19 protein-coding genes and 1 pseudogene are annotated in these 21,796 nt (G+C 71.7%); 12 read left to right on the top strand and 8 right to left on the bottom strand.

Annotated features, from left to right (window positions below; genetic code table 11):
- Positions 1 to 102: 102 nt before the first annotated feature.
- Together FB471_RS00725 and FB471_RS00720 are read right to left on the bottom strand one after the other, a co-directional pair.
- Positions 103 to 864 carry a cyclase family protein gene (locus FB471_RS00725; protein ID WP_141995444.1) on the bottom strand — a complete coding sequence of 254 codons (762 nt, stop codon included), beginning with the start codon at positions 862 to 864 and terminating at the stop codon, positions 103 to 105.
- Positions 861 to 1,352: an aromatase/cyclase gene (locus FB471_RS00720; protein WP_170220654.1), complete on the bottom strand. Its 492-nt coding sequence runs from the start codon at positions 1,350 to 1,352 to the stop codon at positions 861 to 863. The genes FB471_RS00725 and FB471_RS00720 overlap by 4 nt, the downstream gene beginning before the upstream one ends.
- A gap of 206 nt (positions 1,353 to 1,558) precedes the next feature.
- Here FB471_RS00720 and FB471_RS00715 point away from each other — a divergent pair, with 206 nt between their 5' ends.
- The 4 genes from FB471_RS00715 to FB471_RS00700 are packed head-to-tail and all read left to right on the top strand — an operon-like array spanning position 1,559 to position 5,194.
- Positions 1,559 to 2,683 (top strand): sensor histidine kinase, encoded by a 1,125-nt coding sequence (locus tag FB471_RS00715; protein WP_211357913.1) that lies wholly within the window; start codon positions 1,559 to 1,561, stop codon positions 2,681 to 2,683.
- The gene (locus FB471_RS00710; protein WP_141995442.1) at positions 2,680 to 3,363 is read left to right on the top strand and encodes a response regulator; all 684 of its coding nucleotides are present in this window, start codon (positions 2,680 to 2,682) and stop codon (positions 3,361 to 3,363) included. The genes FB471_RS00715 and FB471_RS00710 overlap by 4 nt, the downstream gene beginning before the upstream one ends.
- 59 nt (positions 3,364 to 3,422) lie before the next feature.
- The gene (locus FB471_RS00705; RefSeq protein ID WP_141995441.1) at positions 3,423 to 4,340 is read left to right on the top strand and encodes an ABC transporter ATP-binding protein; all 918 of its coding nucleotides are present in this window, start codon (positions 3,423 to 3,425) and stop codon (positions 4,338 to 4,340) included.
- On the top strand, positions 4,340 to 5,194 hold the full coding sequence (locus FB471_RS00700) for an ABC transporter permease (RefSeq protein ID WP_141995440.1): 855 nt from the start codon (positions 4,340 to 4,342) through the stop codon (positions 5,192 to 5,194). Before FB471_RS00705 ends, FB471_RS00700 begins: the two co-directional genes overlap by 1 nt.
- Here the strand turns inward: FB471_RS00700 and FB471_RS00695 are convergent.
- Positions 5,148 to 5,723, bottom strand: coding sequence for a flavin reductase family protein (locus FB471_RS00695; RefSeq protein ID WP_141995439.1), 576 nt, complete (start codon positions 5,721 to 5,723; stop codon positions 5,148 to 5,150). The genes FB471_RS00700 and FB471_RS00695 overlap by 47 nt on opposite strands.
- Positions 5,713 to 6,732, bottom strand: a complete 1,020-nt coding sequence (locus FB471_RS00690; protein WP_281287375.1) for a beta-ketoacyl-ACP synthase 3 — start codon at positions 6,730 to 6,732, stop codon at positions 5,713 to 5,715. The genes FB471_RS00695 and FB471_RS00690 overlap by 11 nt, the downstream gene beginning before the upstream one ends.
- A 170-nt stretch (positions 6,733 to 6,902) precedes the next feature.
- Between FB471_RS00690 and FB471_RS33895 the strand changes: the two genes are divergently transcribed.
- The 8 genes from FB471_RS33895 (at position 6,903) to FB471_RS00650 (ending at position 14,347) form a co-directional block, all read left to right on the top strand.
- Positions 6,903 to 7,199 carry an acyl carrier protein gene (locus FB471_RS33895; RefSeq protein ID WP_170220653.1) on the top strand — a complete coding sequence of 99 codons (297 nt, stop codon included), beginning with the start codon at positions 6,903 to 6,905 and terminating at the stop codon, positions 7,197 to 7,199.
- Positions 7,196 to 8,692, top strand: coding sequence for an FAD-dependent monooxygenase (locus tag FB471_RS00680; RefSeq protein WP_141995436.1), 1,497 nt, complete (start codon positions 7,196 to 7,198; stop codon positions 8,690 to 8,692). Before FB471_RS33895 ends, FB471_RS00680 begins: the two co-directional genes overlap by 4 nt.
- The gene (locus tag FB471_RS00675; RefSeq protein WP_246076178.1) at positions 8,689 to 10,209 is read left to right on the top strand and encodes an amidase; all 1,521 of its coding nucleotides are present in this window, start codon (positions 8,689 to 8,691) and stop codon (positions 10,207 to 10,209) included. Before FB471_RS00680 ends, FB471_RS00675 begins: the two co-directional genes overlap by 4 nt.
- A complete protein-coding gene (locus FB471_RS00670) occupies positions 10,206 to 11,834 on the top strand; it encodes an FAD-dependent monooxygenase (RefSeq protein WP_141995435.1) in 1,629 nt (542 codons plus the stop codon). Before FB471_RS00675 ends, FB471_RS00670 begins: the two co-directional genes overlap by 4 nt.
- On the top strand, positions 11,831 to 12,082 hold the full coding sequence (locus FB471_RS00665) for an acyl carrier protein (protein WP_141995434.1): 252 nt from the start codon (positions 11,831 to 11,833) through the stop codon (positions 12,080 to 12,082). Before FB471_RS00670 ends, FB471_RS00665 begins: the two co-directional genes overlap by 4 nt.
- 12 nt (positions 12,083 to 12,094) lie before the next feature.
- Positions 12,095 to 12,415 (top strand): hypothetical protein, encoded by a 321-nt coding sequence (locus FB471_RS00660; RefSeq protein WP_141995433.1) that lies wholly within the window; start codon positions 12,095 to 12,097, stop codon positions 12,413 to 12,415.
- Positions 12,416 to 12,584: 169 nt separating this feature from the next.
- Positions 12,585 to 13,547, top strand: a complete 963-nt coding sequence (locus FB471_RS00655) for an ATP-binding cassette domain-containing protein (RefSeq protein ID WP_141995432.1) — start codon at positions 12,585 to 12,587, stop codon at positions 13,545 to 13,547.
- 5 nt (positions 13,548 to 13,552) lie between these two features.
- Complete coding sequence (locus FB471_RS00650; protein ID WP_211357912.1) at positions 13,553 to 14,347, top strand: ABC transporter permease; 795 nt, start codon at positions 13,553 to 13,555, stop codon at positions 14,345 to 14,347.
- A gap of 14 nt (positions 14,348 to 14,361) precedes the next feature.
- Here FB471_RS00650 and FB471_RS00645 read toward each other — a convergent pair whose 3' ends face one another.
- The 4 genes and pseudogenes from FB471_RS00645 to FB471_RS00630 all read right to left on the bottom strand — a co-directional run bounded on the left by FB471_RS00645 (position 14,362) and on the right by FB471_RS00630 (position 21,670).
- Positions 14,362 to 17,256 carry an ATP-binding protein gene (locus tag FB471_RS00645; RefSeq protein ID WP_211357911.1) on the bottom strand — a complete coding sequence of 965 codons (2,895 nt, stop codon included), beginning with the start codon at positions 17,254 to 17,256 and terminating at the stop codon, positions 14,362 to 14,364.
- A 391-nt stretch (positions 17,257 to 17,647) separates the two neighbouring features.
- Positions 17,648 to 18,321, bottom strand: a pseudogene (locus FB471_RS00640) (DNA alkylation repair protein).
- Between the two features lie 61 nt (positions 18,322 to 18,382).
- Entirely contained in the window at positions 18,383 to 18,823 is a 441-nt protein-coding gene (locus FB471_RS00635) for an SRPBCC family protein (RefSeq protein ID WP_141995429.1), read from the bottom strand.
- 168 nt (positions 18,824 to 18,991) lie between these two features.
- Complete coding sequence (locus FB471_RS00630) at positions 18,992 to 21,670, bottom strand: AAA family ATPase (protein WP_141995428.1); 2,679 nt, start codon at positions 21,668 to 21,670, stop codon at positions 18,992 to 18,994.
- Positions 21,671 to 21,796: the final 126 nt, after the last annotated feature.

Here is a 21,796-nt window from a genome sequence, read left to right as displayed (position 1 = left end):
GAAGCTTGCCCGCACCGGCTCAGGCATCGCTCACATATCGGTCACATGGCCCGGTCCAGCCACTTTCGATCTCCTCGGTAATAGGACACAGTGTCGTGGCGGTTACTTCGCACGTTTTTGCTCCGGTATCGCCACCACCCTGGTCCAGCCGGCCCCGGCGCCGGCTATCGCGACCGGGAAACAGCACACCGTGAAGCCTGTCGGGGCGGGCAACCCACCGAGGTTGGCGAGCTTCTCCAGTTGCAGGTACTCCCTCGTGCGCCCGTACACGTGCGCGGGCCACAGGCAGTCCCGGTCGCCGGTGCGGCGGTACTCCTCGATCATGGCCCGCATCGGCCGGTCCAGTCCCCACGCGTCGATCCCGATCACCCGGACGCCCTGCTCCACCAGGAACGCGGTGGCCTTCCCGCCGAGACCCGGGTAGTCGCTCAGGTACGCCGCGGTGCCCCACAAGGTGTCCGCACCGGTCCACAGCAACACGATGTCGCCGGCACCCAGCCGGTGCCCCGCCACCTGGAGCGCGTCGGTGAGGTGGTCGACGGTGATCTCCTCGCCCGCGGGCACGTGCCGCAGGTCCAGCCGGACGCCGGGGCCATGGCACCATTCCAGCGGTACCTGGTCGATGCTCCGCGCGGGTCGCCCACCGCTGGTCGGCCCGTAGTGCAACGGGGCGTCCATGTGGGTGCCGGTGTGCGAGGTGAGCGTGACCGTCTCGTTGGAGATGGCCATCCCGCCGGGAAAGTCCTCCGGGGTCAGCCCCAGGACCGTCGCGCCCGTACGGTGGTCCAGGACCTCCACGGTGACCGGGGTGGCCTCGCTGGGACTGTCCTCGGTGGGTACCGACAGGTCGATGATCTGGCTCATCGGCCCGGGACCGTCGCCTGGCGGCGCTCGGCCTCCTGCCTGACCGCCCCCAGGTCCGCGACGCTGTTCCGTTCGACCGCGTTGTGCAGCACCGTCTCGGCCTCCTCCGGGGTGAATCGGCCGGCCACCTTGCCGTCCACCGGCTCGCGTACGGCGTAGTCGTGGGTGAGCACGAGCTGGGTGGTCACCGGGCCGAGTGAGAACGCCCGCCACTCGCCTGCCATCCGGTCCACCAGCGGGGCGGTCTCCACCTGCCGGTAGGCGATAACGTGACGTTCCTCGTCCACGTCCCGCCGTGACTTCCAGGTGTGCACCTCGCCGTTGACCTCGACGGTCAGCTTGATGACCTGGTAGCCATCGCCCTCCTCCACGATCGTGACGTCCTGGGTCGGCGGGAAGATGTCGGCGTACCGCTCGACGTCCACCAGGACGGCCCAGACCTCGGCGAGCGAGGCCTCGACGGTCACGGTGTGCTCTGCGTGCGTCACGGCAACTCCATTCTGCGGTGGTTCGTATGCCGTCGCCGAGGTTGCGGCCGCCGCCTGGAAGACGGCTCGAACCCGGGTGAACTCGGGCCACGGCTCCGCCCGCATACCCCCATCGGAGGACCGCGGATACCACCGTTGGCGGACGTCGACCCCAGCACGGGCGGCTATCGTCGCCCCATGGAGTGCGCGCGAGCCGTGTGGGTTCGGTGAGTTCGCGAACCCGCCCGCGGGCCGTGCCCGCGTGGTGCGTGGACGCCGGGGTCGGCACCGTGCTGGGCGGCGGGATCGTAGCGGTCGGCCTCACCGCGTCCGAACCCCCGGTGTGGGTGGTGCTCGCGGCGGCGCTGGCCGCGGCGTCGTCGGCAGGCCGGCGGCTCCTGCCGCTGCCCGCGCTGGCCGGGGCGTGCGTCGCCGGGGTGTTGCTCCTGCCGGTGGACAGGGTGTCCGAGCTGGGAGCGGTGGCTGTCGGATTCACCGGCTACCTGGTCGGCACCGCGCGCGATCGTGTCGCGGCGGCCGTGACCGCGCTGGTGGCCACGGCGACGCTCTCCTTCGGCACCCTGTTCGTGCAGCAGGTGCTGGACCTGCCCACCCCGGGTGGCCCCGAACTGCTGATCGCCGCACTGCTGACCTCGCTCGCACTGGGCTATGCGGTGCGCAGCAGGCGGGAGCTGGAGCGGACCCTGTGGGAACGGGCCCGGCGCAGGACGGTCGAGGAACGGCTGCACATCGCCCGCGAGGTGCACGACGTGGTCGGGCACCACATCGCGGTGATCAACGTGCAGTCCGGCGCGGCCGCGCACCACCTCAGGGCCCGGCCCGACGCCGCGGAGGAGGCGCTGCGGCACGTCCGTGACGCGGCCCGCACGGTCCTGCACGAGCTGACCACCGTCGTCGGCGTGCTGCGGGAGAACGGCAGCGAGGCGCCCGCCGAACCGCAGCCCGGCCTCGCCGAGCTCGACCGGTTGGTCGAGGACCTCGCGAAGGCGGGCACCCGGGTCGAGTGGACCGTCGCCGGCCAACCACGGGAGTTGTCCCCGGCCGTCGAGCTGTCGGCCTACCGGATCGTCCAGGAGTCACTGACCAACGCGGGCAAGCACGGCCGCGGCCCGGTGCGGTTGCGCATCGGCTACGCCGAGGACGAGCTGCGCATCGAGGTGCACAACGCGCTCCGGCCGGAGGGCGGCCGCTGGTCCGGCCAGGGCCACGGGCTGGCCGGGATGTCCGAGCGGGCCGCGGCACTGGGTGGCAACCTGAGCGCGGGGCCCCGGTCCGGCGACGAGTTCGTCGTCCTGGCCCGGTTGCCCGCCGCGGGACGGGAGGACACGTGACGATCCGGGTGGTGCTGGCCGACGATCAGGCGTTGATCCGGGCCGGGTTCCGTTCGCTCATCGACGCCACGGACGATCTCGAGGTGGTGGGCGAGGCGGCCACCGGCACCGACGCGGTGGCGCTGAGCCGCGGCCTGCGCCCCGACGTGGTGCTGATGGACATCAGGATGCCCGAGTTGGACGGCATCGACGCCACCGAGCGGATCGTCGCCGACCCCGACCTCTCCGAGGTCCGGGTGCTCGTGCTCACCACGTTCGAGGTCGACGAGTACGTGCTGCGGGCGCTGCGGGCGGGCGCGAGCGGGTTCCTCGGCAAGGGCATGGAGCCGGACGACCTGCTGGCGGCCATCCGCACGATCGTGCGGGGGGACGCGCTGCTCTCGCCGAAGGCCACCAGGAGCCTGATCACGCGGTTCCTCGCCCAGCCGGACCGGGTCGATGGCTCGGTGCCCGCGCTGCTGGAGGCGCTGACCGAACGGGAACGCGAGATCGTCGCGGTCGTGGCGATGGGACTGTCCAACGACGAGATCGCCGAGCGGCTGTGGCTGGCCCCCTCGACGGTGAAGACGCACGTGAAGCGGTCCATGGCCAAGCTGGGCGCGCGGGACCGGGCGCAGCTCGTGGTCATCGCTTACCAGACCGGGTTGGTCACGGTCGACCACGTACCCCGCTCGGGGTAGGCCGGAGTGTCCGCCGCGGGGAGATGTGGCGGACACTCCGGTCCCGGGACCGTACCGGCATGATTGAAGTCGAGAACCTCAGCAAGCGATACGGCTCCACGCTCGCCGTGGAGGGGCTGACCTTCACCGTCCGCCCCGGTGTCGTCACCGGTTTCCTCGGTCCCAACGGGGCGGGCAAGTCGACGACGATGCGCATGATCCTCGGGTTGCACGCGCCGACCACGGGAACGGTACGGGTGAACGGCGCCGCGCCGGACCAGCACCAGGCCCCGCTTCGCGAGATCGGCGCGCTGCTCGAGGCGACCGCCACCCACCACGGCCGTTCGGCCTACCATCACCTGCACGCGCTCGGCGCCAGCAACGGCATCGGCAAGCGGCGGGTGACACAGGTGCTCGAGCTCGTCGGGCTGACCGACGCAGCGCATCGCCGGGCAGGCGGCTTCTCCCTCGGCATGGCCCAGCGGCTGGGGATCGCCGCGGCCCTGCTCGGCGACCCCTCGACGGTGTTGCTCGACGAGCCGGTGAACGGTCTGGACCCGGAGGGCATCATCTGGATCCGCGACCTGCTGAACCGGCTCGCCGACGAGGGCCGCACCGTTTTCGTGTCCTCACACCTGATGCGGGAGATGGCCGAGATCGCCGACCAGGTGGTCGTCATCGGCAAGGGCAGGTTGATCGCCGACCTGCCGCTCGCCGACCTGATCGGGGCGATCTCCGGCCACCGGGTGTCGGTTCGCTCGCCACAGGTGGCCCGGTTGCGGCGGGCCCTGTTCGGCCCGGACGTCACCGTCACCACGGTCAGCCCGGTGGAACTCGAGGTGGAAGGCCTCACCGCGGAGCGGATCGGCGACGTGGCGGCTGCCGAGGGTATCCCGCTGCACCAGCTCACGACGGCCCAGGCTTCGCTCGAGGAGGCCTTCCTCGAGCTCACCCACGACGCGGTCGAGTACCGCTCGCCGAGCCTCGGGAGGGTCTGATGGCTGCCCCCGCGCCTGTCCCCACGCCTGCCCCCGCGCCCCACGTCCCCGGCGTCTCACTGGCCAGGGTGAGCACGTCGGAGTGGATCAAACTCAGGTCCGTCCGGTCGACCACGATCGGCCTGCCGCTGGCGATGGTGGTACTCGTCGGCGTCGGCCTGATCATGTCCAGCTCGATGGGCGAGACGTTCGCCGCCGGCACCGAGCCGGACGGCGCACCGTTCATCCCGACCAGCCCGGCCGAGGCGACCCTCAACGGGGCCGTGTTCGCGCAGTTGCTGGTCGGCGCGATCGGCGTGCTCTACGTGTCCGTCGAGTACTCCACGGGCATGATCAGAGCCACCTCGTCGGCCGTCCCGACGCGGTTGCCGATGCTGTGGGCGAAGTGCCTGGTCTACGGCGGGGTGGTGTTCGGCCTGACCCTGCTCGCCACGCTGGTCGCGTTCTTCGCCGGCAGCGTGCCGCTGTCGGCGCACGGGGTCGCGCCCTCCCTCGGTGATCCCGGCGTGCTGCGTGCGGTACTCGCCACCCCCACCTACCTCGCCGCGGTGGGCGTGCTCGCCATCTCCGTGGCCGTGCTGATGCGCAGTACGGTGCTCGCCTTCTCCACGATCGCCTTCGTGATGTTCCTGCTGGACTCGCTGGCACCGTTACTGTTGCCGGGCTCGGTCGCGGACGTCGTGGTTCCCTACCTGCCGTCGACGGCGGGCCGGGCGTCCATGTCGGTGGCGTTCATGTCGGTGCCGAACGATCGCGAACTGCTCGAACCGTTGACCGGGTTCGCCGTCCTCGGCGGCTACGTCCTGGTCATCCTGGCGAGCGCGGCCGTGGTCCTCCGGCGCCGGGACGTGTGATCCGGCGCGGCGGGGGACGTTCGATCCGCCGGAAGTCACGGTCGAACCAGACCATCGGCAGGCCCTCCGCCAGTGCCGCGTGGATCACCAGGCCGACCAGGATCACATGGTCCCCCGCCTCGTGCCGGTCCCGGGCGAGGCAGTCGAGCACGCACAGCGCCCCGCGCACCGAGGGCAGGCCGAGCGGCGTGGTCGAACACTGGTCCGGCACGAACTTCCGCGCACCGCTGGTGGCGAACCGGCGCGCCACATCGCGTTGCTCCTCGGCCAGGACACTGACGGCGAACGACCGGCAGGTACGGAACGCGGGGAAGGACAGGGCCGAGCGGTCGACGCATACCAGCACCAGTGGTGGTTCCGCGGACGCCGAGCAGAACGAGCTCGCGGTGAAGCCGTACCTGCCGCCGTGCTCGTCGCTGGTGGTCACCACGGTCACTCCCGCCGCGTACCTGGCCATCGCGGCGCGGAACTCGTCCCCGGCCACGGCGGTCGCCCGCGCGCGGCCGCCGTCCCGCGGGTCAGTCCGCATCGGCAGGGGCGGGTGGCAGCAGCACGACCTGGCCCGCGTAGTTGAGCCCGGCACCGAAGCCCATCAGCAACGCGGCGTCGCCGGGGGCCACGCCTCCGTCCCGCATCAGCCGGTCCATCGCCAGCGGGACCGACGCCGCGGAGGTGTTGCCGGAGTGGGCGGCGTCGCGCGCCACGGCGACCTGGCTCGGCAGCTCGAGCCGGTCGGCGATCAGATCGACGATCCGGAGGTTGGCCTGGTGCGGGATGAACGCGGACAGCTCGGCCAACCCGATACCCGCACGCTCGACCGCACACCTGGCCGCGGGCACGACGGAGTCCACCGCCCACCGGAACACCTTGCGACCGTCCATCTGCAGCGACGGCCGGCCGGCGGCAGGATCGTCGGCGAAGTCCGTCCAGCTCGAGCTCATCCACACCGCCGCCCAACCGGACGTGTCCGAACCGCGCACGACGGGCCCGATACCCGGTCGCTCGGACGGCCCGACCACCACCGCCCCCGCACCGTCGGCGAACATGAACGCCACCGTGCGGTCGCTGGGGTCAACGACGTCGGTCATCCGCTCAGCACCGATCACCAGCACGTACTCGGCGTTACCCAGGCACACCGCGTCGCTGGCCACGGCCAGCGCCTGGCAGAACCCGGCGCAGGCACCGGAAAGGTCGAACCCGGCCGCATGGACCGCCCCGAGGTCACGGGCCACGGCGAACGCCCCGGGCGGGGTCTGCACCAGGTTGGTCAGGGTCGCCAGCACGACGCAGTCGACCTGCTCGGCGGCCAGCCCCGCGTGCGCCAGCGCCGCGCGCCCGGCCGAGGTCGCCATCGCCCGCAGCGTCTCCGCCGGTCCGGCGAAGCGCCGGTGGATGATGCCGGATCGGGTCTCGATCCACTCCTCGGTGGAGTCGATCGCCTCGCACAGTTCGGTGTTGGACACCTCCCGGTGCGGCCGGTACGTCCCCAGACCCATGATTCGGCTGCTTCTGGCCCCTGTCCCAGTGCGCAGTGTCACCGCCACGGCACCTAACCTCCTCCGGTTCGCCGGTGCTGTTCGAGTGCTCGCGTACACCCTGCGGCAGGTGCGCTCGAACCGCGCCGGAGCGGGGCTCGAGACCTTCCGGGGAGCGGCCACGTCCAGCCGGGTTCGAGGCCGCCTCGAGCCCACCTGCCGATGGTCGTGGGGTGAACCGCCGGAGCGAGGAGGACACGTTGCGCACCTTCACCTTCGCCGACCTGCAGGACGCCCTGGACGCGAGCCTGGGAGCCGGTAACGCCATCCCGCTGTACGAGCACAACCTGGACACGACCTACGACGAGCTCGGTGTGGACTCGCTGACCCTCTACGAGCTGGTGACCCGGATCCAGGACAACTTCGCGGTGGCCGTCACCGACGACCAGGTGGACCAGATGACGACCCCGAGGCGAACGCTGGACACGGTGAACGCACGGCTCGCCGACGGCGCCGAAACGACCGCATGAGCACCCAGGTCGTCATCGCGGGCGCGGGTCCGGTCGGGCTGATGCTCGCCGCGGAACTCCGGCTGGCCGGGGTCGACGTGGTCGTGCTGGAACGCCTGGCCGAGCCGACCGGCCAGGCGCGCGCGATCGGGGTGCATGCCCGAACGGTCGAGGTTTGGGACCAGCGCGGTGTCGCGGACCGGTTCGCCGGGCCCACCGTCCCCCGCTACGGCTACTCGGGCGGGCTGGCACCGATCGAGTTCGCGCCGCTGGACACCCGGTTCGGCATGCGGCTGATCCCACAGACCCACACCGAGCGGGAGCTCGGCAACTGGGCCACCGAACTGGGGGCCGAGCTACGCCGGGGGCACGCGCTGACCGGGTTCCACGAGCGCGACGGTGGGGTCGAGGTCGCCGTGGCCGGGCCCGCGGGCGAGTACCGGCTGGATGCCCAGTGGCTGGCGGGCTGCGACGGAGCCGGCAGCACCGTACGCAAGCTGGCCGGAATCAACTTTCCCGGCACCGCGCGAACCGTCGAGCTGCTCTCGGCGGACGTGGCCGACGTGCCCGAACACACGCCGTTTCGTACGGAGATCCCGTACATCCGGCGTAACGAGGTGGGGCACCTGCTGGTGCTGCCGGTCCTGCCGGACGCGTACCGGGTGATCCTCTACGAGTTCGGCCGGAAACCCTCCGGTGACCGGGAACCGCCGCCGTTCGCGGAGATCTGCGCGCTGGCGCGGCGGATCGGGGACCTGGACATCAGCGAGGCGACCCCTCGCTGGTGCACCCGGTTCGGCAACGCGGCACGGCAGGCGGAGACCTACCGCAGGGGCCGGGTCCTGCTCGTCGGCGACGCGGCCCACGTGCACATGCCCGCCGCGGGTCAGGGTCTCAACCTCGGTGTGCAGGACGCGGTCAACCTCGGCTGGAAGCTGGCCGCGGCGGTGCACGGCTGGGCCCCGCCCGGTCTGCTGGACAGTTTCGAGCGGGAGCGCGCACCGGTGGCCGCGCAGGTGCTCACCGACACGCAGGCCCAGTTCGCGCTGCTCGCAGGCGGGCCGGAGTCCGCCGCGCTGCGCTCGGTCTTCGCCGACCTGCTGCGGTTCGAACGGCCCAACCGGCTCCTCGCCGGCCGGGTCAGCGCGCTGACCGTGCGCTACGACGTCGGCTGCGGGGACGCCTCGCACGACCTGCTCGGCGCCCGGTTGCCGCACCGGGAGCTGGTGGCCGGCGGTGTGGCCACCAGCTCCACGCGCCTGCTGCACCCGGCCCGCGGGCTGCTGCTGGACGTCGACACGGATCCGGCCCTGCTCGGGCTTGCCGAGGGCTGGTCGGACCGGGTGGACACGGTGGCCGTCACCGAGCCGCGGGACTGGCCGGACGGCGCCGCCACGGTCCTGGTACGCCCGGACGGTCACGTCGCCTGGGTCGGAGCGGGCCGGAGCGGGGACAAGGACGCGCTGCACGCGGCACTGCACCGCTGGTTCGGGCCCGCGGGGGTGTGGCGGTGACCGGGCAGGCCACCGGATGCCAGGGCACGGACGGACCCGAACTGGGCATGTGGCCGGCCGGGGAGCAGCTCGCGGCGCTGGCGCGGCGGGAGGTGTCCAGCACAGAGCTGCTCGAGGTGCACCTGGGACGCATCCGGCGGTTCAACCCGGAGCTGGTGGCGGTGGCCACCCTCGACGAGGACGGCGCCAGGGCGCGGGCGGCCGAGGCCGACACCGCGGCGGCCCGCGGTGCGTGGCTCGGACCGCTGCACGGGCTCCCGGTCACGGTCAAGGACACCCTGGAGACGGCGGGGTTACGCAGCACGGCCGGGGCCGCGGAACTCGCCGGGCATATCCCGGACGTGGACGCCGATGCGGTGGGGCTGCTGCGCGCGGCGGGCGCGGTGCTGGTCGGCAAGACCAACGCGGCGACCTACGCCGCCGACGCGCAGACCACCAACCCCGTGTTCGGCACGACCCGTAACCCGTGGGATCCCGGGCGCAGCCCGGGAGGCTCGTCGGGAGGTGCGGCGGCCGCGGTGTCCGCCGGGTTCACCGCACTCGACCTCAGCAGCGAGCTGTCCGGTTCCATCCGGTTGCCCGCTCACTGCTGCGGCGTGTTCGGCCTGCGGCCCAGCCACGGGATCGTGCCGGCGCGGGGGCACATCCCCCGTGCCCCCGGCTCACTGACCAGTAACGACATGGTCACCGTCGGGCCGATCGCGCGCACCGCCCGGGATCTGGAGCTTGCGCTGGACGTGCTCACCGGGCCCGCCCGCACGCGGGCCGGCGGCTGGCGGCTGGTGCTGCCGCCGCCGCGAGCGCGCAGCCTGTCCGGATACCGGATCGGCGTGTGGCTCGACGATCCGCTGTGCCCGGTCGAAGCCGCCGTCGGCGAGGTGTTGCAGGCCGCGGTGGACGCCCTGGCCACGGCCGGCGGCAGGGTCGCCGAGACCCGCCCGGTCGACCGCGCCGAGCACGACCGGCTCTACCTGCGCCTGCTGCACGGCGCGACCTGCCTGGCGCCGCCGCAGGAGGTGTTCGAACACGACTGCGTGCGGGCCGGTGAGCTCGGCGCCGAGGACGACTCGTTCGAGGCGTGGCAACTCCGCGGCCGTACGCAACGACACCGGGACTGGTTGCTCGCCGACGAGCAGCGAGCTCGGCAGCGGGCGAGTTGGCACGAGTTCTTCACCGAGTACGACGCCCTGCTGTGTCCCGTGTCGCCGGTGCCGGCCATTCCGCACGACACCACCCCGGACGTCGCCGCGCGGCGGATCACGGTGAACGGCCAACCGCGGCCGTACCTGGACCAGATCCGCTGGAGCTGCCTGGCCTCGATGGCGGGGCTGCCCGCGGCGAGCGTGCCCGCCGGCCGTAGCCCGGCCGGGCTACCCATCGGCCTGCAGGTGATCGGCCCCCGGCTTGAGGACCGCACGGTACTCGACATCGCCACGCGCGTGGCGGAGCTGACCGGGGGCTTCCAGCCACCACCGCTGAACGAGGGAACCGATCTGCCGTTGAGGAGGGACACGTGAGAAGCACAGGTTTCGAGTACGACGTGGTCGTCGCCGGGGCCGGACCGGTCGGCACGGTGCTGGCCTGCGAGCTGCGCCGGGCCGGTGTGTCGGTGTTGATGCTGGAGCGCAGGGCCGGGCCGGACGCCACGTCGCGGGGCTGGGCCGGGTCGATGGGCCCGCTGGCCTTCGAGGTGCTGGACCGGCTGGGCCTCGGCGAGCCGGTGCTGGCCGCCGAGGAAAGGACGCTGGCCGAGTACGAGCGCATGTTCGCCGCCTGGGCGCGTGCGGCCGGGCAGGATGGTGCGTCGCCGAGTGAGCCCAAGGAACATTTCGGTGGCCTGGAACGGATCGATCCCGCGCGCCGCACCAGCCCGGAGCGTCGCCGGGTCCGGCTCGAACAACCCGTACTGCAGGACCTGCTGTGGCGGCATGCCGATGAACTCGGGGTCGTGCTCCACCGCGAGCACGAGGTGGTCGGGGTGGAGCAGGACGAGGAGTGCGTGGCCGTGACGGTCAGCACCCAGGGCCGTACCTACCGGCTGCGGACCCAGTACCTGGTCGGCTGCGACGGCACCACCAGCACGGTCCGCGGGCTGGCGGGCTTCGACTTCCCGGGAACCGACCCCAGCATGACCGGTCGCGTGGCCGTCGTGGAGCTGGCCGAGGACGCGCGGCTCACGCCAGGGGTGCACTTCACGCCGGAGGGCGCGTACGTGTACGGGCTCGGGCTGAACCGGCTGACCACCGCCGAGTTCGGCTCCGGGCCGCCCGCGGAGGACCGGCCGCTGACCCGCGAGGAGATGCAGGACAGTATCCGCAGGGTGAGCGGTCGGCCGGTGACCCTGGCCAACTTCACGTCCGGCATCCGCTGGACCGACCCGGCCCGGCAGGCCAGTGAGTACCGAAGGGGGCGGGTCCTGCTGTGCGGCGATGCCGCGCACATGTACGCACCGGTCGGTGGTCAAGGGCTCAACGTCGGGTTGACCGATGCCGCGAACCTGGGCTGGAAGCTCGCCGCGCAGGTCCACCGCTGGGCCCCGAGCGGGCTGCTGGACAGCTACCGGGGCGAGCGCCACCCGGTCGCGGAGCGGCTGCTGCAGAACACCAAGGCGCAGATCGCCCTGATCAGGTCGGATCCGCAGAGCAGCGCGCTGCGTGAGCTGTTCGACGAGTTGTTCGAGCTGGACGACGTGCACCGGCTTATCGCCGACATGCTGGCCGGGATGGACGTCCGTTACCCGCTCGGCTCGGCGCACCCGCTGGTCGGCACGCTGATCGGGGATGCCGAGCTGAGTGTCGCCACCGACGACTCGGGGGCCACCGGGAAGACCCGGCTGGCGACGCTGTTCGACGGGCGTGGGGTGCTCGTGGACCTGCGGGCCGGGTCCGCGGTCTCCGCCGCCGCGGCACCGTGGGCAGCCAGGGTGCGCCGGACGGCCGCCACCGCGATCGGCCCGGTCGCCCGCACCGATGCCGACGCGCTGCTGCTGCGCCCGGACGGCTGCGTCGCCTGGGCGCTCCCGCCGGACGCACCGTTCCACGCCGCGCAGCTGCGCACCGCGCTGGCGTCCTGGTTCGGCGAGCCGGGAACGACAGAAGAAGCCCGTTCCGCAGACCGGCAAGGAGTGATCCACACGTCATGACCATCGACGACCTGCGCAGAATCCTGGCCGAGTGCGCCGGTGAGGACGAGAACGGCGACCTCGGTGGCGACATCCTGGACCGGCCGTTCGCCGACCTCGGCTACGACTCGCTGGCCCTCATGGAGACCGCGGCGCGCATCACCAGGGAGTTCGGCGTGACGATCGCCGACGACGACGTCATCGGCCTGAGCACCCCGCGCGAGCTGCTCGACCTGGTAGCAGCCGCCGCACCCGCCACCCCGCACTGATTGGAGCACGACATGATCGTTCACACGCTGCTGTACAAGTTTCCGGAGTCCGCCGCCAAGGCCGAGGTGGACGAGTTCTTCTCCGCGATGCGCAAGGTGGCGATGGGCACCGGACTGGTCCACCGGTTCGATCTCAAGCCGCATCTCGCGCTCCCCGCCGACCAGGGAGCCAGGGGACTCACCGCGGCCACCATCGTTCAGTTCAGCACCGAGAACCTCGCCGCCCTGCAGAAGTTCTCCGAGCTGCCCGAAGTGTTCGACTTCATCACCGACTGGAAGGCCAGACTCGATTTCGAGGCCGCGTACGCCAACCACGAGGCGCTCGACGTCTGAGGCCGGGGCGGGCCACCGGGCGCTGGCAACCTCCCGACCAGCTCATGGGCCGGCGCCCGGCCTCGCATCATCGTCGTGCGATCACCATGTCACCGAACGTCGACACGCTATGAACCGTCCGGTCAGCGGCCCGGCGACCGCGCCACGCACACTGCAGGAGAGATCGTCGATGACGAACGCCATTCAGATCGAAGGGCTCACCAAGTCCTTCGGCACGACCACCGCGCTGGCGGGTGTCGACCTTTCGGTGCCCGCGGGCAGGGTGCTCGGAGTCCTGGGGCCGAACGGCGCGGGCAAGACCACGCTGGTACGCATCCTCGCCACGCTCCTGCTCCCCGACCGAGGCAGCGTCAGGGTCGGCCCCTACGACGTCGTGCGCGACTCCCACCAGGCCCGCGCGCTGACCGGGCTGACCGGCCAGTACGCCGCCGTCGACGAGGTCCTCTCGGGTTTCGAGAACCTCTGGGTGGTCGGCAGGTTGCTCGGTCTCTCCCGCGCCGAGACCAAGCGGCGGGCCGGGGAGCTGCTGTCCCGACTCGGCCTCGCCGAGGCCGCGGGACGGCCGGTGCGGACGTACTCCGGCGGCATGCGCCGCAGGCTCGACCTGGCGACGAGCCTGGTCAGCCAGCCGAGAGTGTTGTTCCTCGACGAACCGACCACGGGCCTGGATCCACGCAGCAGGGGCGAGCTGTGGGAACTGGTCCGTGAACTCGTCATCGGGGGGACCACCGTGTTGCTCACCACTCAGTACCTGGAGGAGGCTGACCGGCTCGCCGACGAGATCGTCATCATCGACCGCGGCCGGATCGTAGCCTCGGGCACGGCGAACGAGCTGAAGACCCGCGTTGGCGGGCAGACCCTCGTCGTGCGCCCGCGCCACCAGGTGGACCTACCCGTGCTACGCGACCTGGCGGCGAGCATCTGCGGTGGAGCGCCACGGATCGACGGCGACCAGGTGCTCGCCGCGATCGCGGATCCCGCGGTGTCGGCGGTCCTGGCCCAGCGGTTGGAAAGCGCGGGCGTGCCCGTCGCGGAGCTGGCGTTGCGGGAGGTCAGCCTGGACGAGGTCTTCCTGGCCATCACCGGAACCGGCGACCGCTCACCAGCCTGTCCACAACGGACAGTAGGATGACTGCCATGGCGCCGCACGCGGGCGCACCCCCTCGCCGTACCGGCCTCACCGCGGGCCTTCGCCACATGCTGACCCTCACCGGGCGCGGCCTGCGGCACATCCGCCGCAACCCGGACGAGCTGTTCGATCTCAGCTTCACCCCCGTCATGCTGCTGTTGCTGTTCACCTACGTCTTCGGTGGCGCCGTGCTGACCTCCACCGGCGAGTACCTGCAGTTCGTACTGCCGGGGGTGATCGTGATGAGCAGCATGCTGGCCACGATGAGCACCGGGATGAGCCTCAACTCCGACGTGACGAAGGGGTACTTCGACCGGCTCCGTGGTATGCCCATCGCGCGGTCGGCCCCGCTGGCCGGTCACGTGCTGACCGGTTCGGTCAAGCAGGCCTACGGGATGGCGTTGCTGCTCGGCCTCGGCGCGCTGCTCGGCTTCCGGGTCGGGACGGACCCGGTGGCGGTACTGGCGGCGTTCGCGCTGTTGCTGGCGTTCAGCTTCGGGCTCTCCTGGATCGCGATCTATGTCGGGGTGTGGGCCGGAGATCCGGAGAAGGTACAGAACGTCGGCTTCGTGATCGTCTTTCCGGCCGCCTTCACCAGTGGTGCGTTCGTGCCGAAGGACACCATGCCCGGCTGGCTGATGTGGTGGGTGGAGACGAACCCGGCCGCTCACCTGGTGGCCGCCGTACGAGGCCTGTTGACCGGTCCGGTCGTGGTCGCGCCGATCTGGTACACGCTGGCGTGGTCGGTCGGCCTCGTGGTGGTGCTGCTGCCACTCGCCGTGCGGGCGATGCGGCACCGGTGAAAGCCGGGCCACCGTCACTCGCTGACGCCGCGCAGGTGTGCCAGCGCCATCCGCACCGACCGGAGTACCCCCGGCGCGCGTGGTACGCAGGAGTCCGCGGTCGGGCCGTGCCTGCCCGGTTTGCGCCGCTGCGCGGCCCCGGCCTCGGTCCGGAGCAGCTGCCACGCCCGGCCGAGGTGGTCCCGCGCCAGGTCCGTGTCGTTGTCCCGGCGAGCCGACTCGCCGAGCTCGTAGTGCACCCTGGCCAGCGGCTCCCGCATGCCGAGCCGGTGCGCGGCGTCCAGCGCGGCGGACAGCATGCCGGCCGCGCGGTCGTGCTCACCGCATGCCACCAGTCCCCGAGCGAGTTTGGTGCGTGCCTCGATGGAGTCCTCGGTGACGCCGAACCGCTCCAGCCGGTCGATCGCCTCGGCGTAGTGCCGCGCTGCGGCCTGGTGGTCGCCGAGCGAAGTGTGCAGGTCGGCGAGTGAGCTCGCCACCTGCCCGGCACCCCACTGGTCCCCCGCGACATGGAATCGCTCCAGCGCACGGCCGAGTTCGTCCCGCGCGGTCGCGGGGTCGCGCAGCTGCAGGTAGGTCTCCCCGCGGAGGAAGTGGGCGCACGCACTCATCCACGGGTCCGGTTCGCTGATCAGGACGCCCGCCCGCTCCAGCGCGCTCACGTGGTCGCCGGTGAGCGTCGCGAGCAGCGGGGCCGCCATGCGCTGCGCCGGATGCGAGGGCCCGCCGTTCTCATCCCCGCCGAGGTCGGCCGCGATACCCAGGCTCGCGCTGATCTCGCGGCGGTCCTGGTGCCCGAAACCGTTGAGCGCACGCATCGTGTGGGCGACGGACAGGACGCGGCCCGCCGTGCCGTCCGCCCTGCGCAGCGCCCGGGTCGCGATGTTCTCGCACTCGACATGCTGGCCGGTCAGCAGCCAGTACCAGCCGAGAACCCCGACGAACCGCAGGCCGAGTTCCGGCTCGGCCGACTCGGCCGCCCACCGCGCGGCGGCGTGCAGGTCGTCCTGGTTGGCCCGCAGCCATTCGAAGCCGTCGAGCTGGTCGTGCCCGCGCAGCGTCGGCTCGATCCGCTCGGCGAACTCGAGGAAGTGCTCGGCATGTGCCCGGCGTACGGCCTGCTCCTCGCCGGTGACGGCGAGTTGCTCCAGCGCGTACAGCCGGATCGTGTCCAGCAGGCGAAAGCGTGGCTCGCCGAGCGCGTCCGGTCCGGTCGCCATCACCATCGACTTGTCCACCAGCGCGGTCAGCACGCCGACCACCTGCTCACCGGCCAGGCCCGGTCCCCGGCACACCCGTTCCGCGCTGTGCAATGTCGCGCCCCCGTGCAGGACCGCGATTCGGCACAGCAGGGTGCGCTCGGTGGAGCTGAGCAGCTCCCAGCTCCAGTCCACGACGGCCCGCAGGGTCTGGTGCCTGCCCAGCGACATCCGGTTGCTTCCGCCGAGCATCTCGAACCGGTCGTCGAGCCGGTCGGCGAGCTGCTCGACCGACAGTGCCCGCAGCCTGCCCGCAGCCAGCTCCAGCAGCAGCGGTATCCCGTCCAACGACCGGCACAGCCGGACGACCGCCGCGACGTTCGAGTCGTCGACCTCGAACCCGTGGCGGACCGATCGGGCCCGTTCGGCGAAGAGCTGGACCGACACGTAGGACCCCGCGGTCCGGCTGTCCGCGTCTACCGGCGGCAGCGCCAGCGGCTCGACCAGCCATAACCGTTCTCCCGCGATACCGAGTTGTTCCCGGCTGGTCGCGATGACCTTCACCCCCGGGCAGGAGGACAGGATCATCCCGCCGAGTTGCGCGGTGGCCCGCACGAGGTGCTCACAACTGTCCAGCACCAGAAGCATGTGCCGCGACCGCAAGGCTCCGATCAGACGATCGATGTCACCGGAACGGTCGGAGGCCCTGCCCGCGGGCTCCGGCGAGCCGAGCACGGCGAGCACCGCTCGCGGTAGCTCGGCCGCGTCGCGCACCGCGGACAGTTCGACCGTCCACACCTCGCCCAGCTGCTGTTCGAGCGCGGTGGCGACCTCCTCGGCGAGCCGGGTCTTCCCGACACCTCCCGGGCCGAGCAGGGTGACGAGTCTGGCGTCGTCGAGCAGCCTGCTGATCTCCAGGATGTCGGCGGCGCGGCCGACGAAGCTGGTGACCTGGGTTCGCAGGTTGCTGGTCGGCAACGCGGGGGGCGCCAGGACGAGGTCCGGCGGGCGGGCCTCCGGTGGCGGATGCACGGCATGGGGCACCGGCTCACCGCGCAGCATGGCCAGGTGCGCCTCGCGCAAGGCGGGCGAGGGATCCAGACCCAGCTGGTCGGCGAGCATCCTGCGGGTCTCCTCATAGGCTGCGACCGCGTCAGCCTGCCTTCCACTGAGGTACAAGGCACGGATCAGCTGGCCCCGCAGCCGTTCCCGGAGCGGGTGGGCAGTGGACAGCGACTGCAGCTCCGCTGTGAGCCGGAGACTCTCCCCGAGCTGCAGCTGGGCCTCGATCCGATCCTCGATGGCGCTGATCCGCAGTTCCTCGAGCCGCACGATGTGTGCCTGCGCGAACGGCAGGTCGGCGACGTCGGTGAGCGCGTCGCCACGCCAGATGTCCAGGGCTTCGCGGAGGTCGGCGACCGCCTCGGCCGGTGTCCGCGTCCTCGCCGCGGCGACCCGTTGCTCGAACCGGAGTGCGTCGACCGCCTCCGGGGGCGCGGCCAGCCGGTAGCCCGCCGCGTGCCACTCCACCGCGCCGGCCGGAAGCACCCGGCGCAGCCTCGAGACAAGGGCACGCAGGGCGTGCAGCGCCCGGCCGGGTGGCCGTTGTCCCCAGATCCCGTCGATCAGCTGCTGGTTGGTGACCGGAGACCCCGCGTTGAGCGCCAGCAGGACGAGCAGCGCGCGCATCCGGGTACCGGACACCGTCACCGGAACGCCGTCCGCTTCGACCTGCAGCGGCCCCAAAACTGCGATCGACAGCCTGTTCGGCCCCAACAGTACCCCCAGACACATCCCCTTTGTGTGTCGCTAACGTACCACCGGCCGAGGGCACCGCAAGGAAAAAGAGTGGATTGGGCGCACCGTCCGGTGACTGGCGAAGCAATGCGCGAGTAGTCGTTGAGAGCATCTGTGACGTGCGGAAACGCACCACCTGTCACTCGATCCTTGTGCAGCGTCTAATGGCGGCAATATTGCCGCCTCGCGACAGATCTCGCCGAATTCACCTCGTGCGCTCGGCGCTCTCGGAACCGTTGGGTCGTCAAGCGGACGAACCGGCCGGTCAGCCAGCTCCGATGTCAGGAACGCGGCACAGGCAGGGTCATCCGGTGTGCTGCTGCCGGCGCACCATCTCGGTGATCCAGATGGGCGCGAACGGAGACGTGCAGTTCGGTGACGTCGGGTAATCCCTGAGCACCTCAAGGCGCTCACCGGTGTCGAGTGCGCGGGCGCGGTGCTCGGCGTGCTCGATCCCGATCTGAGCCAGGCAGTGGTTCATCGCCCACTGCAGGCGATCCGGCGCGCCCCTCATCTCCGCCTCGATGACATCGAGCAGTCCCACGAGGTCGAGGCACTCGGGCTTCTTCGTCACGCGTTCGGTGGTCAGCGCCCAGCCGGCACTCGCGACCACTGGATCCGGATCGGCGGACCAGGCCAGGCGCAGCTCTTCGGAGTGCCGGTTCTTCTGCACCACGTAGTTCACGAGCCAGTCGTGCACCTTGGGGGTGCGCGCCTCGCGCAACATGAGGTCCGACTCGTCACGCTCGAACGCCTTCGGGCGGCAGACCAGCATCGCCAGCAGCCTCGCCGCGGTGTCCTCCGTCTCCCACAGCCGGCGCGCGAACTCCTGCTGCGTCTTCAGCCGCTTCGCGAGCACGCGCGGCTTGCCGAGGTTCACACCGTGATCGTCACCGTGCTTCTCGTTCACCTCGCGTGTCCTCGGTCCTCGAGCGCGGCCAGCTCGTCCATCACCTCGGCCACCGTCGTCTCGGCCACCTCGGCCTCCTGTCCCTCACGTGTGAGACTCAGCCTACGAGGAAAGCACGGTAAGCGACCTTCAGGAGTGCTCCGCGGCCGTCTTGAGGTGGCTGAGCCATGCGGCAAGGGATTCGTCGAGTGCGGCCCGCATACCGTCGACGTCGGCGAGTACCGGGTCGCCGTCCCATGACTCCGCGGTGTGGACGCGCACCGAGAAGCCGAGCGCGTCGAGTGTCCACAGGTGAATGCCGTTGATTCCGTAGGCGTTCCCACCCCACAGGATCCGACGTGGCGGCCGTATCGAGTACACAGTGGACTCTATGTCCAGCCCAGCCGTGCTCCAGCGGAACACGCTGCCCGCCCGCAGTGGATGATCGGCCGCCGCGGCGGTGATATCGGGTTGCCACTCAGGCCATGAGGACACGTCCGTGAGCAGTCGCCACACGCGCTGTAGCGGTGCGCCGATGACGATGTCATGGCGCACCACCACCGGTGCCCTCACGTCGATCTCGGTGATCATTCGCACTCCTTCCCCGGGGACTGGAGCCGGCCGACTCCGCGTGTCACCGCACACGGTCGCGCCACCCCGGCGCCGTTCGCGTCGGTAGGAATCACCTAACCTCTGTTGAGCAGGCGCGACCCCGCATCACCTCGTGCAGGCACCTTCTTCACCAGCTCCTGGTCCGCGTCACCCGAGATCGGGCATGTCCCTGAGCTGCCTGCGGGAGGTGATATTGAGCTTGCGGAAGATGTTGCGTAGATGGGCGTCCACCGTGCGCGGGCTGAGGAACAGGCGCGCGGCGACCTCCTTCGAGGTCGCGCCAGCCGCGACCTGGCGCGCGATATGCATCTCCTGCATGGTCAGGCGCTCGTAGGTGTGCTCGGAGCGGCCGCGGGCCACTTCCCCGGTCGCGCGCAGCTCGTCCGCGGCCCGCCGGGCGAACGCCTCCAGCCCGATCTCCGACAGCTGTTCGTGCGCGGTGCGCAGGTGTTCGCGCGCGTCGCGACGGCGGCCCGCACGGCGTAGCCACTCCCCGTACCGCAGGTGCGCCCGCGCGAGATCCGGCGCCAGCCGGCTGGCCTTCAGGTGCTCGATGGCCTCCCGGTAGTCATCTTCGACGCCGCTGACCAGCGCCCGCGCGCCTGCCGCGACGCCGAGGGCATAGTCGGTTCCGGCGGGCTCCGTGCGCTCGACCAGGGACTCCAGCGCCGACTCCGCGGCGGCGTTCTCGCCGCACCGGACCGCTGCCTCCACCAGCTCGGGCAGTCCGACACCGGTGACGAAAAGGTCTTCGCCTGCCACGGCTCGGGTGGCCGCGTCCAGTGCGGCCGGGTACTCGGCCAGGCCGTTGTGCAGCACCGCCGCCGCCCAGTGGACGTTCGCGTTCGTATGACCGCTGCCCCGGCCCACCACCTCGGCGAACAGGTCGAGCGCCTGCTGGCGGCGGCCGCGCATCGCCGCCAGGTGCACTCTCGAGTACAGCTGCGGCGCGTCGCCGAGGACGTCGGCGATCGCCTCCTCCTCGGCGATCGCGGCCATCGCCTGCCCGAAGTCGCCGGTCAACACCGCGGACACGGCCACCTGCGACAGACCGAGCCGGATGGTCATCGGTGCCCCCGCCTCCCGCCCGGTCCGCATCAGCCAGTCGACGACCGTCGCGTGCAGGTCGAGGTCCCACAGCTCGCCCGCGAGCACCGTGGCCAACGCCGGCACACCGGCCCAGCCGGCACCGTCACCGGTGAGCACCCGCCGAAGTGCCGGCACACCGGCGTGGTGACCCTCGGTGTTCAACACCATCAGCGCGTCGAGGAGATCCGGCGGTCCCGATGCCGGCGGCGCCGAGCGGGCCGCATCGAGCACCCGGTCCATCACCCCCACCGCCCTCCCGACGACGAGCCCCATCTCCAGCGCGGCCACGAAGCACTCGCGTGACCTCCGTGGATCACTGGCGGCGAGCCGCTGCGCTGCCCGCAGGATGAGTTCTGGCCCCCTGGCGACACCATCCGCGCCCTCGACGAATGCGATCTGCCCGCGCAGCAGATCGACGGACGCGTGCTGGAGGTCATCCAGCGTCGCGGTGTCGATGCTGGCCAGCAGGTCCGCCGCGGCCTCCGGGCCACCCGCCTCGAGTGTGGCCCGCGCGGCGGCGAGCGTGCGCTCGGTCTGCTTGCCGGGGTCCAGCGACAGCGCCGCCGCACGTTCGAGAAACGCGGCGGCCGCCGCTACGCCCCCGCGCGCCTGCGCGCGCGACGCCGACCATTCCAGCTCTGCCGCGACCCGTTCGTCCGGCCCGGTGGTGGCCTGAGCACGGTGCCAGGCCCGCCGGTCCGACGCGGCGACCGGGTCGGTGGCGTCGGCCAGCGCCCGATGCGCCGCGCGGCGCCGCTCCGGCTCGGCCGCGCGATATGCGGCCGAGCGTGCCAGCGGGTGGCAGAACCGTACGCGCGTGTCCAACCGCACCAGCCCGGACGACTCGGCGGTGGCGCTCGCGGCGGAGACGTCGATGTCCAACTGCCCCGCCGCCGTCCACAGGAGGCCCGGGTCGCCGGTGGGATCGGCGCTCCCGAGAGTCAGCAGCAGCCGCGCGTCCGGGGGCAGTTCCGCCGTCCTGGCCTGGAAGCTGCGCTCGATCCGGCTCGCGACCGGTGACGGCGTCGGCGGCGCGAAGCCACCGGCCTTCGGCAACTCGATCAGGGCCAGCGGATTTCCGCGTGCCTCGGCGAGAAGGCGATCCCGCACCCGCTCGTCGAGCGTCGCGGTCTTCTCCTCGGCCAGCAACGCGCGCGCATGCGCGTCGCTCAGGCCGCCGACCGTCAGCCCTGGCAACTCATCCAACCCGCCGGCGGCACCCGAGTCGCGGGCCGCGAACACCATCGCGATCGGTTCGGCCACGACGCGCCTTGCCACGAACGTCAACGCTCGCACCGAGGCGGCGTCCATCCAGTGCGCGTCGTCGACGACGCACAGCAGCGGACGTTCCGCCGCGGCGGTCGCCAGCAGTTCGAGCGCGGCGAGGCCGACGCGGAACGAGTCCGGCGCGCCGTCGGCCAACCCGAACGCGACCAGGAGGGAGTCGCGGTAGGGAGCCGACAGCGCGTCGAGTCGCGCCAGCACCGGCACACACAGCTGGTGTAGCGCGGCGAACGGCAGCTCGCCCTCGAACTCCGACCCGGACGCGCGAATGATCTGGAACGTCTCCGGCACCGCCTGGCCGACGTGGTCCAGCAGCGCGCTCTTGCCGATGCCCGGTTCGCCGCGGAGCACCAGCACACCACCCTCCCCCTTCTCCGCCGCGCCGACGAGCGCGAGTAGGTGGGCGATCTCGTCGCGCCGGCCGACGAGCGGGCGGGAGGACGTCGTGGACATGGTGCGAACCATATGGGGGACGCCGGCGCGCCGACGCACCACCCGCCCCGTGCGCCCGCGGAAGGTAGGTGATTGTCACCGACGCGAGTGGGGGGCTGCCCACGCGACGGTTGTGGCATAGCGCTG

Source organism: Amycolatopsis cihanbeyliensis, assembly GCF_006715045.1.
Lineage (GTDB): Bacteria > Actinomycetota > Actinomycetes > Mycobacteriales > Pseudonocardiaceae > Amycolatopsis > Amycolatopsis cihanbeyliensis.
Note: the sequence above shows the minus strand (reverse complement) of the source record. Positions and strands in the feature narration are given on the sequence as shown.